The following is a 12,589-nucleotide window of genomic DNA, read 5'->3' as shown; positions in this document are numbered from 1 at the left end:
CGACGATGGCTCTAACCGGCGGACGGGGTGCGCTCAGGAGAGCCGCAGAGCGGTGTCGATCAGCGGCACATGGCTGAAGGCCTGCGGGAAGTTGCCGACGAGCCGGCCGCGGCGGGTGTCCCACTCCTCGGCGAGCAGCCCCAGATCGGTGCGGAGCGCCAGCAGCCGCTCGAAGAGCTTCCGGGCCTCGTCCGTGCGGCCGATGAGGGCGAGGTCGTGGGCGAGCCAGAAGGAGCAGGCGAGGAAGACGCCTTCCCCGCCGGGCAGTCCGTCGCCGCCGAGGGTGTCGGAGCCGTCGTCGGGCACGGGGTAGCGGCGGACGAAGCCGTCGTCGCACAGCTCGCGCTGGACGGCTTCGACGGTGCCGACGACGCGGGGGTCGTCGGGCGGCAGAAAGCCCATCTGCGGGATGAGCAGCAGGGAGGCGTCGAGTTCGCGGGAGCCGTAGTACTGGGTGAAGGTGTTGCGGTCCGGGTCGTAGCCGTGGGCGCACACATCGCGGTGTATCTCGTCGCGCAGGGCCCTCCATCGCCGTACGGGGCTCTCCAGCGGGAGCCGGCTGAGTCTGCGGACGGTGCGGTCGGCGGCGACCCAGGCCATGACCTTGGAGTGGACGAAGTGCCGCCTGGGGCCGCGGACTTCCCAGATGCCCTCGTCCGGCTCGCGCCAGTGGGACTCGAGGTGGTTCATCAGCTTCATCTGGAGGATGTGCGTGGAGTCGTCGCGGGACAGGCCGGAGGTCTGGCCGAGCCACAGGGCGTCGACGACTTCCCCGTACACGTCGAGCTGGAGCTGGTGCGCCGCTCCGTTGCCGATGCGGACGGGGCCCGACTTCTCATAGCCGGGCAGCCACGGCAGCTCCGACTCGGCGAGTTCGCGTTCGCCCGCGACTCCGTACATGATCTGCAGGTTCTGGGCGTCTCCGGCGACGGCCCGCAGGAGCCATTCGCGCCAGGCGCGGGCTTCCTCGCGGTAGCCGGTGCGCAGCAGGGAGGAGAGGGTGATGGCGGCGTCGCGCAGCCAGGTGTAGCGGTAGTCCCAGTTCCGTACGCCGCCGATCTCCTCGGGCAGGGAGGTGGTGGGGGCGGCGACGATGCCGCCGGTGGGGGCGTAGGTGAGCGCCTTGAGAGTGATCAGCGAGCGGACCACGGCCTCCCGGTACGGCCCGAGGTAGGTGCACTGCCCCGTCCAGCGGGCCCAGAAGCTCTCGGTTCCGGCGAGCAGCGCGGCGGGGTCGGGCCGCGGCGGGGCGTCGCCGTGGGAGGGCTGCCAGCTGAGGGCGAGCGCGACGCGTTCGCCTGCGGCGACGCTGAACGCGGCGTGGGTGGTCAGGTCGCTGCCGTAGGTGTCGGCGTCGGTGTCGAGCCACAGTGCGTCGGGGCCCGCTACGGCCACCACCCGGTCCCGTCCGCCGGGCCCTTGCTCGCGCTGCACCCAGGGCACGATGCGCCCGTAGCTGAACCGCATGCGCAGGGCGGAGCTCATCCGCACCCGTCCGGAGACGCCCTCGACGATGCGTACGAGGGTGGGCGCGGCGTCCGGTCTGCCGCGTCCGGCGTCGCGCGGCGGCATGAAGTCGATGAGCCGTACGGTGCCTTCGGGCGTGTCCCACTCCGACTCCAGCACGAGCGACTCGCCGCGGTAGCGGCGGCGCGTGGCGGGCGTGGGCCCGAGGGCGCCCGCGACGGGGGCGAGCCGCCAGAAGCCGTGTTCCTCGCCGCCGAGCAGCCCGGCGAAGACGGCGGGTGAGTCGAAGCGGGGCAGGCAGAACCAGTCGACGGAGCCGTCCCTGGCGACCAGGGCGGCGGTCTGCATGTCCCCGATCAGTGCATAGTCCTCGATGAGCGCAGCCACACGAACTCCCGAACGCCGTCCCAGCCGTCCACGGGGGTGTGTGCCGCCCGCCCCCGTCTCCCCTGCGGAACACAGGGGGTTCGGGCACGTTACGCATCGCCCCTCGAATCTCGGCTGTCCGCCGGACTCGTCGCGGCAGCCGGCCGCAAGACGCGCACGGAGGGCAAGGGGCGCGTTACGCCTGCCGATTGCGCGGCGTGGACATCACCTTATTCGCGCTGGCCGGGCCCCGGGATACTCGGCGGGCGCATCTTGGCATGCCCGCGCCCAGCCGTCGGGCCCAATCCCCCCTCTGGAGGTCAGAGGTGACATACCGATACGCGTCAGCCTGCCGCTCCGCCGCCGCCGTCGGCGCGGGCGTCGCGATACTCCTCGCCGCGCTCCTCCCGCCGAGCGCGGGCGGCCACGCCGTGGCCGGTCGCGACCACGCGCGGAGCCGCACATCGACACAGCCCCGCGCCCTTCGGGGCGCTGCCGAACCGCGTCGGCTGCCGCCGGGCCCGCCTGAACCCGCCGCGACCGCCGTTCCGGTACGGCCGGCTCAGCCGCCCGGAACGGCACGCAGATGGGAGGGGCCGCGCCGGGAGCCCGGCACCGCCGACGGACGGGTCTCGCGCAGCACCAGCGTCATCCGCGTATAGCCCTTGTCCTGAAGGGTCCTGGGAGTTTCGTCGACGATGCGGCAGTCCGTGCGACCCCAGCGCGGGTCGGGGTGCCACAGGGGCCGTACCGCTCCGTCATGGTGGAGGGCCGCCGCACCCACGGCGCTCATCCAGTGCGGAAGGCCGCAGCGATAGGCGGCGTCCATGATCGGATCCCCGGCGATGTCCTCACGGATGGACCGCAGCACCCGGTCCTCGCCGTCGCTCTCCAGGGCGGACTCCAGCTGCGCCATCAGCGGCAGGCACCAGCTGGTCTCATGGTCGGCCAGCACGGTCGCCGCGTCCGGGTGGAAGAGCACGAACCGCAGGAAGTTCTGCGTCGGCATGGCGGTGGGGTGCGGTGCGACACGCCGGAAGAGCGCGTCGAAGGCCGGGTTGGCGTGCGCCACGTTCCAGCGGCGGTCGAAGAGCAGCGACGGCAGCGGCACCGCGTCCATCATCGCCGCGTAGTCGCGCAGGTAGGACTGCGTGTCGGGGACGACGACGGGCACGGCGGGGCGGGCGGGCCGGGCGCCCGGACCCGCGGGGTAGGCGGGCGGGCGGTACGGCGGCACCGGCCCCGACGGGCGGGCCGGGCCGACGGGTCGGGTCGGCACGGCCGGACGGCGGGGGCCCGACGGCGGCACCGGCCCCGAGGGACGCAGCGGGGCGCCCGAGGGGCGCAGCGGGACTCCGCCGAAGCCGAACGCCTCGTACCCCTGGGCGGAACCGGCCGGCCGGGCGTTCTCCGCCCCGCTTCGCTCCGCCCGTTCCACGGCGTCGAGCAGGGCTCGCGGCTTCGCGTCGTCGCGGCGTCGTGTGAAACGGCGGCCGTGACGGTCCCGTTCCCGCCGGCCGTCCGGCTCGGCCTCACGCCGGTCCGCTCTCGCCCGCCGGCCGTCCGACGCGGTGACCGCGGCGGCCGACGCGCTGTCCGGGGTGTGCTCCCCGGTCCGCTTCCCGCCCGGGTACGCCCCCGGGGCGACCGCCAGTCGTTCGGCCATCTCCCCCAGGCTCAGGCCGAGTTGCCGCCGACGCCGCCTCAGCGCCTCGGCCAGCCGTCGGGTCCGCGGCGTGCCACGGGTCGCGCCGGCGCATCCGAGCCGTCCTTGGACACCGGGCTGCTCCGCGCCTGCCTCGTGTGTCATCGAGAACGCCCCCCTTCTCGAAGTCGCCTCGCGGTGTTTCGAAGTTCGTGAAGCTCTTGCAGTTCTCGAAGTCGCCCTTGCCGGAGTTCGGTTCACCCGGACCGGAACCATCGCTTCGATCTTCAACCGCGTGGCGATCCTGCTACCGCACAGGCGGTCATGTCAACTATCGTGGCATTCCGCGCCGTTGAACGACCAGATCGCGCCACAGCTGTGGCAAAACCTGGCTGCATTTACTCGGAGCGGCTAGTCTCGCGGCAGCCCACTGTCTGCGGAGCGAACCCGCGTGATCTAGGAGACCTACTGGTGACAGACGGCTTCTCGGTTCCGGGCCCGACGACCACAGGCCCTCTCGCGGCTACCGTTGCGCGCGTGGCGGACCTCGCCGGCAGGCTTGGTTTGAGCCATGGCGACGTCTTCCACGTCGACGAGCTCTCCGAGGCGTCCGGAGTGCCCGCGGATGTCGTCGCCGCCCTGCTCGACGGGCAGCCGGCCGGCGAACCCGACCTCCAGACCCGCTTTCTGCAGCGCTTCGACCTGCTGCGCAGAACACGGCTGAAGCCCAACGGCCGCCGCTACACCCAGCAAGAGATCGCCGACGGCGCCGGGATGTCCCGCCAGCAGGCCGGAGCCCTGATCAACGGCGACCGCCGGCCCACCATGGAGCACTGCGATGCCATCCAGAGGTTCTTCAAGGTCCACGCCGGGTTTCTTACGGCCGACGACGCCGACGCGCTCAACGGCGCACTTCAGCGCACCGAGCAGCGGCTGCTGCAGGACTACGCCGGCGACGGCGATCCGCTGGAGCGGCTGCTGCAGGACCACGGCGTACGCGGCATCGCCTGGCGCGCCGCCCAGCTGCCCACCGACAAGCACCGGGACAAGGTCACCGAGTGGCTCGACATGCTGCTGGAGAGCGTCAAGCCGACCAGTCCCGACGACTCCCGGTAACCCCGATTTCCGGACAGCGTCGGCCGCACACGTGTCCGCCCGCACGCTTCAGGGGAGAGGAGAACGGTGAGCATAGGCAAAGAGATGCGCCGGCTGTGCGGCGAGCTGGTCTCCGGAATCGATCTCCCCGCTCCGGCGGAACCCGCCGATCTCTACGCCGCCCTGTGCGAAGGGATGGCCAGGCACCGCGGCCGGCCCGTGCGCTACCGCACGGCCTCGTTCCCTCCGGGCACCGCCAGCGGCCTCTGGCTCGACATGACCGACCAGGACCTGATCGTCATCGAACGCCGCACCGCTCCCTACCACCAAGTGGTCATCCTCGGCCATGAGTTGTGGCATATGAAGGCGGGGCACTGCACCCACCACGTCGAGGGCGCGGCCGTCGCCGCCCGGCTGCTGTCGGACGAGGCGGACATCCAGGACACCGTGCTCAAGGTGGCCGCGAGGACCCGCTTCGACCAGGCGGAGGAGAACGAGGCCGAGAGTTTCGGCCTGCTGCTCGGCAGCAAGTGCCGCGCCTGGCTGGCCGGCGGCTGCGCGGGGAAGGGGCCGACGAGCCGTGACGGGCTGGCCGGCCGCATCGAGGCCTCCCTGGGATACCGCGGTCCGCAGGGCTGAGGGGTGGACGGGCCCGACTACTACATCCCCGCCGCCGCGCTGGGCCTCGCGCTCGCCTTCAAGCTGCCGGGGATGCGTCGCAACTGGCGTGATCCGCTGCTGCGCTCGGTGTGCGCGCTGCTGGCACTCGCCGCGTCCACGTTCTTCTTCGCGGCCCCGCCGACCATCACCGCCGTCAACGGCCTCGCCGGCGTGCCCAACTTCTCCGCGCCGCTCGTCTACAGCATCCTGACCGCGCTTGGCGCCTCCTGCCTGGTGCTGCTGGTCAACTGGCGCGGGGGTCCGCCCGAGGAGACCCGAACGGTGGCACGCCGCTGGATGTACGGCTACGGGGCGGTCGTCGTCGCCCTCAATGTGCTGTTCTCCCTGGGCGAGGCCCCCGTCGAGCGGTTGCGCGACCTGGACACGCACTACGCCGGCACCCCGTACATCCGCGAGATGATCGTGCTGTACCTGGCCGCCCACAGTGTGGCGGCGGCCGCGATGACGGCGATGTGCTGGCGCTGGTCGCGGAAGGTCCACGGCTGGCTGCGCACGGGGCTGGTCACCATCGTCGTCGGCTCGCTGTTCAGCCTCGGCTACGGTGTCTGCAAGAGTGCGGCCGTGTTCGCCCGTTGGGCCGGAGCCGACCTGGACGCGCTGAGCACCTCCGTCGCGCCGCCGCTCGCCTCGCTGGGCGCTCTGCTCAGCGCCGCGGGCTTCGTGCTGCCGCTGCTGGCCCGGCGGGTGGCCCACCAGTGGTCGGCCTGGTGCGCCTACCGGCGGCTCGGTCTACTCTGGCGTGAGCTGCGCACCGTGGCGCCGCACTCCACGCCCTCGGTGCGGATCCCCCGGTGGGCGCCGGTCGACCTGCGGGTCACCCAGCGGGAGTCGGACATCCATGACGGACTGCTGTTTCTGCACCCGTACTTCGACCGGGCGCTGCGGGCCGACGCCCAGCGGGCCGCCCTCGGCCGCGGAGTCTGCCCGGAGCAGGCGCGGGCCGCAGCCGACGCGGCGATGATCTCCGCCGCGCTGCGGGCCCGGGCCGCCGACCCGGAGGGCAGGGTCATCTCCTCGGCAGGAGCCGCTTCCTCCGACGACTCCGGCCCGGCCGGACCCGCCGAGCCGGTCGAGGGACCGCGTGATCTGGTGCTGATCTCCCTCGCACTGCGCCGTTCGCCCGCCGTCGCACAGACCCGCAGGAGCAGGGCCCCGGCGGGCGCGTAGGCTCGATCGTGCGATGAACGACATGAACGGCAGTTCCAGGGGCGGCCGGACGTCCCTGGGCCCCAAGGCGGACCGCGACACCGTGCGACGCCACAATCTGAGCCTGGTGCTGCGGGCCGTGCGCGACGAGGGCGAGGCGACCCGCGCCGGAGTCGCCGCACGGGTCGGGCTGACCCGTGCGGCCGTCTCCTCGCTGGTGGAGCAGCTGCTGGACGGCGGGTTCCTCACCGAGTCCGGGAAGTCCTTCAGCGGACACGCGGGACGGCCGGGCACGGTGCTGAAGGTGTCGCGCACCGGAGTGGCCGGGGTCGGCGTCGAGATCAACGTCGACTATGTGTCCGTGTGCGTGGCGGATCTCGCGGGCACCGACCGGGTCCGGCTGGTGGAGCACCTCGACAACCGCGGCGCGTCCCCCGGGCGGGTCCTCGGGCGTGCGGCGGACATCGCCGCGCGTGCACTCGCCTCGGCGGCGGAACAGGAGCTGCGACCGGTGGGTGTGCGGTTGGCCCTTCCGGGGCTGGTGCACGCGGGGGCCGTACGCGAGGCCCCCAACCTCGGGTGGCGCGGCGTCGAGGCGGCGGAGCCGTTCGCGCGGGAGCTGAGTGCGGTGCGTCCCGCCGCACCCCCGCTGCCGGTGTCCGCGGGGAACGAGGCGGACCTCGCCGCGCTGGCGGAGCTGTGGTTCGGGGGCCTGGGGGCCGAGGGCCTCGGCGAGGTGCGCGGCTTCCTCTATCTGACCGGGGAGATCGGGGTCGGCGGAGCGCTGGTCCTCGACGGTGAGCTGCTCGGCGGCGCGCACGGGTTCGCCGGGGAGATCGGGCATCTGACGGTCGACCCGCGGGGGCGGCTGTGCCGGTGCGGTGCGCGGGGCTGCCTTGAGCAGTACACGGGGCAGTCGGCGCTGCTGCGGGCCGCCGGACTGGACGGGGAGTCCGGCGCGCCCGGTGTGGCGGAGCTGGAACGGCGGGCCGCGGCCGACGACGCGGCCGCGCTGGCCGCGCTCGAAGGGGCGGGCGGGGTGCTGGGCCGGGTGCTGTCGGGCGCGGTGAACCTCTGCGACCCGGACGCGGTCGTTCTCGGCGGGATCTACCGGCCGCTGTTCCGCTGGCTGGCCCCGCCCGCGGAGGCGGAGCTCTCCACCCGGGTGGTCTCCGGCCTCTGGTCGCCCGGCGGCGGCCGCCTGCGGCCCGCCTCCCCCACGACGGACGCCTCCCGCGGCGCGGCGGGACTGGTCCTCCAATCGGCCCTGTCCGACCCCGCGGCGTTCGCCCCGTCCTGACGTCTTCCACCCGCCCGCCCCCTGATGTACCGGGGCTCCGCCCCCGCACCCCTGCACGACCCGGCGCTCCGCGCGGACGACCGGGCCCACCGCCCGCTCCGGGCGCCGTGCGCCGAGCCGGGCCGCACGCGCGCCGGCCCGTACGCGCGCCGGCACTGCACCGCAACCGGGCTGCAGGGCGCGCCGGCGGCGCGAAGCGAGGCCGGCGGGGACCGCTCGCCCGTGCCGACGCACTGCGCGGGAGCCGCCGCACCGAGCGCCGCAGAGGAGGTCCGGAGGCGGAGCCCCCGGGTTCGGGATAAGGGTCCCCCACACCCCAGGGCGGAGGCGGAGAGCGGGGCGGGGAGGGAAACCGCCCCGCCTCAGCCGCGCGCACCCGTCAGGTGCTCCAGCGCCAACTGGTCCAGCACCTCGAACGCCATCCCCCGCTCCCCCGCCGCCTGCGCGTCGAAGTCCTCGTACGCCGTACGGTCCGCGAGGAGGCCCGCGAGGCCGTCGTCCGCCGTGGGGCGGCGGAGGTCGTCGAGGCGGGCCGCGCGCAGGGCGCCCCGGACATCCGGGTCCGCGCGGAAGGCGGTCGCCCGTTCCCGGAGGATCAGATAGGCGCGCATACAGCCCGCGGCCGACGCCCACACCCCCTGCGCGTCCTCCGTCCTCGGCGGCTTGAAGTCGAAGTGCCTCGGCCCCTCGTACCCCGCCTCCTCCAACAGGTCGACCAGCCAGAACGCCGCGCGCAGATCGCCCGCGCCGAAGCGGAGGTCCTGGTCGTACTTGACGCCGCTCTGGCCGTTGAGGTCGATGTGGAAGAGCTTGTCCGCCCACAGGGCCTGGGCCACGCCGTGGCTGACGTTGAGCCCGGCCATCTGCTCATGGCCCACCTCGGGGTTGACCCCGTACAGCTCGGGCCGCTCCAGCCGCTCGATGAACGCCAGCGCATGCCCGACCGTCGGCAGCAGGATGTCCCCGCGCGGCTCGTTGGGTTTTGGCTCCAGTGCGAAGCGCAGCTCGTAGCCCTGCTCCAGCACATACTGCCCGAGCAGGTCGAGCGCTTCCTTCAGCCGGTCCAGCGCGGTGCGCACATCCTTCGCCGCCCCCGACTCGGCCCCCTCGCGCCCGCCCCACGCAACATAGACGCGCGCGCCCAGTTCGGCGGCGAGGTCGATGTTGCGGAGGGTCTTGCGGAGCGCGAAGCGGCGCACCTCGCGGTCGTTGGCGGTGAAGGCGCCGTCCTTGAAGACGGGGTGGGTGAAGAGGTTGGTGGTGGCCATCGGCACGGCCATGCCCGTCGTGTCGAGCGCCCGGCGGAAGCGTGCGACGCGCCCTCGCCGCTCGGCGTCGGAGGCGCAGAAGGGGATCAGGTCGTCATCGTGGAAGGTGACGCCCCACGCTCCGAGACCGGCGAGCCGGTCGACGGTCTCGACCGGGTCGAGGGGCGGCCGGGTGGCGTCTCCGAAGGGGTCCCGGCCCTGCCAGCCGACGGTCCACAGGCCAAAGCTGAAACGGTCCTCGGGGGTGGGGGTGAAGCGTTCCGACATCGGGCAACCGCCTTCGCCAGAGAGGGATGCATACGGACTTGCACACGGACTGCATTCGGACAGCACGCGGACTGCACATGGAGCGCACAGGGGCGCGGACGGCAGCGTCGGCCAAGCATGGCCGATCCGATTTTGTTGTCTATGTGAACTAATTATGCACGGGTTCCGCGCCTCAGAGAAGCCCTCCGGAGCCCCGTAGACCCCTCTGGACCTCTCTGTGACCTCTCTGGACCTTTTCCTTCCGCATCACCTGGCGTAATTTGTTTCCGCCACAGCAAAAAGGGCAGCGAGGAGAGTGGGCAATGCCGGCACACCGGGTCGTCATCGGCGTGGACAGCTCCACCCAGTCCGCCAAGGCGGCGTTCACCGACGCCGGCACAGGGGCCGTGCTCGCCGTCGGCCGGGCCGCGCACCAGGTCGGCGGGGCGGACGGGGCGCGCGAGAGCGACCCGGAGGTGTGGTGGCGGGCGCTGCGCGAGGCGGTGGCCGCCGGACTCAAGGAGTCCGGGCTCCCCGCCGCCGCGGTCACCGGCATCGCGGTCGCGGGCCAGCAGCATGGACTGGTCGTTCTGGACGGTGAGGGCCGGCCCCTGCGGCCCGCTCTGCTGTGGAACGACACGCGTTCGGCCCCGCAGGCCGCGGCCCTGACCGAGGCCCTCGGCGGAGCGGACGCATGGGCCGCGCGCACCGGCTCCGTTCCCGTCGCCTCGATGACGGCCGCCAAGTGGCAGTGGCTGCGCGAGCACGAGCCGCATACGGCCCGGTCCGCCGCCGCGGTGCGGCTGCCGCACGACTTCCTCACGGAGCGGCTGGCCGGCACGCCCGCCACGGACCCGGGCGACGCCTCGGGAACCTGCTGGTACTCGACCGCCGACGGCGCGTACGACCCCGAACTGCTCGGCCTCGTGGGGCTCGACCCGGCCCTGCTGCCGCCGGTGGCGGCCACCGGCGCCGTGCGCGTCGGCTCGCTGACCGCCGAGGCGGCCCGGGAACTCGGCCTGCCCGAGGGGATCGCGGTCGCCGCCGGTACGGGCGACAACATGGCCGCCGCGGTCGGCCTCGGGCTGGGCGGCGCGGGGCTGCTGGACCAGCCTGTGCTCAGCCTGGGCACCTCGGGCACCGTGTTCGCCGCCACCCGCACCCGCCCCACCCGCCCCTCCGTCGCCGGGTTCGCGGCCGCGGACGGCACCTATCTGCCGCTGGCCTGCACTCTCAACTGCACCCAGGCCGTCGACAAGGTCGCCGCCGTCCTCGGTCTGCACCGGGACGCCGCGCAGGCGGGCGGCGAGGTGGTGCTGCTGCCGTATCTGGACGGCGAGCGGACCCCCGATCTGCCGTCCGCCTCCGGCCTGCTGACCGGGCTGCGACACGCCACCACCGGGCACCAGATCCTCGGCGCGGCCTATGAGGGCGCGACGGTGACCGTGCTGCGGGCCCTGGACGAGGTGCTGCGCGCCTGCGGACTCGACCCGGCCGATCCCGATGTCGCCGCCCGTCCGCTGCGGCTGGTCGGCGGCGGCGCGCGCGGACGCCACTGGGTGGAGACGGTGCGGCGGCTCTCCGGCCGCCCCCTGCTGATCCCGCAGAACGGCGAGCTGGTCGCCCTGGGGGCGGCGGCCCTCGCGGCGGCGGCCGCCTCGGGCGATGACCCGGTGGCGCTGGCGGCCGGCTGGCAGAGCGGGCACACCGCCGAGCTGCCGCCGGTGGAACGCGACGTCGAGACCTGGAACCGGGTGACGGACGTCCTGACCCGCGCGACGCCCGCACTGCTCGCCTGACCGGCCCGGACCGCCGCGGGACACCGCAGCCGGGCCGGGCGTCGGCACACCGCGGCCGGCCGGGTCGCCTCCGTCGAGGCGCTCACGACGAGGAGTCGACGGCGAGCCGAGGCGAGGGGCGTACGGTGCGTCACCCATCCGTGTCCCAGGAGGCCCCATGTTCTCAAGAGCACGGCGACGCACCACATCCGCCGCAGCCGCCGGACTCACTCTGCTGACCGCCGCCGCGCTGCTCACCGGCCTCGCGCCCGGCGCGGCGACCGCCGCCGGCGCCGCACCCGACTCGGCGGCGGCCGCGGACGCCGCCCGCGGCCGGACGGAGGCGGCGGCTTCTGAGGACCGCAGGAACTCGTACACCGTCGTCGCCACCGCCGATGACTTAGTCGTACCCGCCGTGGCGCGTCCCGGCCCCGCGAGCTTCGCGGTCTCCACGACCGACGCGACGGCCGGACAGATCGGCCTCGTCCGGCTGCGCAGGCCCGACGCTCTCGAGGACTTCCGCACCGGGCTGCGGATGTCGTTCTCCGACGACCGGGACGAGAGCGTACGGGGCGCCGCGCTCCTGAGCGCCTCGGCCGAACTGCTGGGCGGCGCGCTCACCAAGCCGGGACACCCGGTGACCTTCACCCAGCTCCTGCGGCCGGGCAGCTATCTGCTGATCGAGTACAAGGACTTCCAGAACCGCGAGCTGCCCGTCGGCGAGGAGCGCATCGGCACGCTCGCGGTCTCCGGCGGCCCGGCGGGGCGGCCGCCCGCGCCGCGGGCCGTCGTCGCCTCGTACGACAGGCCGGGCGCCGGGGCGCGCTATCTGACGCCGCGCACCCTGCGCGCCGGGGAGCCGCTGCTGTTCTTCAACGCCCTGGACCAGGTCAACGAGGCGGCCTTCTACAAGCTGCACCCCGGCAAGACGGCGGAGGACGTGCACCGGTTCTTCGTCGCGGTCGACAACCACGACTGGTCCGTGCCGCCGCCCTTCCCGCTCGGCAGCGTCGGCACTCCGCCGGTCTCCCCCGGCAGGTCCGTCGTCGTCCGGGTGCCCTTCACACCGGGCGAGTACGCGCTGGTCACCTGGGTGGCCGATGTACGCGACGGCCACAAGCTGGCGGCGAAGGGCACGCACACGGTCGTCACGGTCGAATGACGGGCGGGATGCCGGGCGGAGCGACAGCCGGAGCGACAGGCGGCGGGCGGGCTCACCGCGGGAGCAGGGCCACCCCGGCGTACGCGGCGGATGCGACGAGCACCCAGGCCGCCAGCCCCAGCGCCGCGGCCCGGCGGCCGGTCCGGGCCAGCGACGGCAGGTCGACCGCGCTGCCGAGCCCGAACAGCGCGGCCGCGAGCAGCAGCTCCCGCGCCTGACCCGCCGCGTGCAGCACCGACGGGGGAAGCAGTCCGGTGCTGCTCAGCGCCGCCATGGCGAGGAAGCCGACGACGAACAGCGGCACGAGCGGCGGCCGTGCGCCGCCTGCGGCGCGGCCCGCCCCGCCACCGGCCCCGCCGTCGAACCCGCCACCGGCGCCGTCGTCGGCCCGGACGGCGGCCCCGCCGTCGACCCCGGGAGCGGCACGGCCGGACC

General features: G+C 74.0%; 10 protein-coding genes. 6 read left to right on the top strand and 4 right to left on the bottom strand.

What is annotated here, in order from left to right; all coding sequences use genetic code 11:
* Nucleotides 1-33: 33 nt before the first annotated feature.
* On the bottom strand, nt 34-1,854 hold the full coding sequence (locus QCN29_RS18635) for a glycoside hydrolase family 15 protein (RefSeq protein ID WP_240135211.1): 1,821 nt from the start codon (nt 1,852-1,854) through the stop codon (nt 34-36).
* Nucleotides 1,855-2,395: 541 nt separating this feature from the next.
* Entirely contained in the window at nt 2,396-3,643 is a 1,248-nt protein-coding gene (locus QCN29_RS18630; RefSeq protein ID WP_279929415.1) for an MmyB family transcriptional regulator, read from the bottom strand.
* A 306-nt stretch (nt 3,644-3,949) separates the two neighbouring features.
* Here QCN29_RS18630 and QCN29_RS18625 point away from each other — a divergent pair, with 306 nt between their 5' ends.
* The 4 genes from QCN29_RS18625 (at nt 3,950) to QCN29_RS18610 (ending at nt 7,700) form a co-directional block, all read left to right on the top strand.
* Entirely contained in the window at nt 3,950-4,594 is a 645-nt protein-coding gene (locus tag QCN29_RS18625; protein ID WP_279929413.1) for a helix-turn-helix domain-containing protein, read from the top strand.
* Nucleotides 4,595-4,678: 84 nt separating this feature from the next.
* The gene (locus QCN29_RS18620) at nt 4,679-5,212 is read left to right on the top strand and encodes a toxin-antitoxin system, toxin component (RefSeq protein WP_279929508.1); all 534 of its coding nucleotides are present in this window, start codon (nt 4,679-4,681) and stop codon (nt 5,210-5,212) included.
* A 3-nt stretch (nt 5,213-5,215) separates the two neighbouring features.
* A complete protein-coding gene (locus tag QCN29_RS18615) occupies nt 5,216-6,421 on the top strand; it encodes an MAB_1171c family putative transporter (RefSeq protein WP_279929411.1) in 1,206 nt (401 codons plus the stop codon).
* 13 nt (nt 6,422-6,434) lie between these two features.
* Nucleotides 6,435-7,700 carry an ROK family transcriptional regulator gene (locus QCN29_RS18610; protein ID WP_279929410.1) on the top strand — a complete coding sequence of 422 codons (1,266 nt, stop codon included), beginning with the start codon at nt 6,435-6,437 and terminating at the stop codon, nt 7,698-7,700.
* Nucleotides 7,701-8,062: 362 nt separating this feature from the next.
* Here the strand turns inward: QCN29_RS18610 and xylA are convergent, their stop codons facing one another.
* Nucleotides 8,063-9,235 (bottom strand): xylose isomerase, encoded by a 1,173-nt coding sequence (gene xylA / locus QCN29_RS18605; RefSeq protein ID WP_279929408.1) that lies wholly within the window; start codon nt 9,233-9,235, stop codon nt 8,063-8,065.
* Between the two features lie 302 nt (nt 9,236-9,537).
* Here xylA and xylB point away from each other — a divergent pair, with 302 nt between their 5' ends.
* Together xylB and QCN29_RS18595 are read left to right on the top strand one after the other, a co-directional pair.
* On the top strand, nt 9,538-11,013 hold the full coding sequence (gene xylB / locus QCN29_RS18600) for a xylulokinase (RefSeq protein ID WP_279929407.1): 1,476 nt from the start codon (nt 9,538-9,540) through the stop codon (nt 11,011-11,013).
* A 157-nt stretch (nt 11,014-11,170) separates the two neighbouring features.
* On the top strand, nt 11,171-12,154 hold the full coding sequence (locus QCN29_RS18595; RefSeq protein ID WP_279929406.1) for a hypothetical protein: 984 nt from the start codon (nt 11,171-11,173) through the stop codon (nt 12,152-12,154).
* Between the two features lie 52 nt (nt 12,155-12,206).
* Here the strand turns inward: QCN29_RS18595 and QCN29_RS18590 are convergent.
* Nucleotides 12,207-12,589 (bottom strand): putative sulfate exporter family transporter (locus tag QCN29_RS18590; protein WP_279929404.1); only part of this gene is annotated, 383 nt, incomplete at its 5' end.

The organism is Streptomyces chengmaiensis (genome assembly GCF_029846775.1).
Taxonomy (GTDB): Bacteria; Actinomycetota; Actinomycetes; order Streptomycetales; family Streptomycetaceae; genus Streptomyces; species Streptomyces chengmaiensis.
Note: the sequence above shows the minus strand (reverse complement) of the source record. Positions and strands in the feature narration are given on the sequence as shown.

Coding starts and splice junctions, on each gene's coding strand:
- QCN29_RS18610 (WP_279929410.1), top strand. CDS start 6,435: ATGAACGACATGAACGGCAGTTCCAGGGGCGGCCGGACGTCCCTGGGC.
- QCN29_RS18595 (WP_279929406.1), top strand. CDS start 11,171: ATGTTCTCAAGAGCACGGCGACGCACCACATCCGCCGCAGCCGCCGGA.
- xylA (WP_279929408.1), bottom strand. CDS start 9,235: ATGTCGGAACGCTTCACCCCCACCCCCGAGGACCGTTTCAGCTTTGGC.
- QCN29_RS18620 (WP_279929508.1), top strand. CDS start 4,679: ATGCGCCGGCTGTGCGGCGAGCTGGTCTCCGGAATCGATCTCCCCGCT.
- QCN29_RS18630 (WP_279929415.1), bottom strand. CDS start 3,643: ATGACACACGAGGCAGGCGCGGAGCAGCCCGGTGTCCAAGGACGGCTC.
- xylB (WP_279929407.1), top strand. CDS start 9,538: ATGCCGGCACACCGGGTCGTCATCGGCGTGGACAGCTCCACCCAGTCC.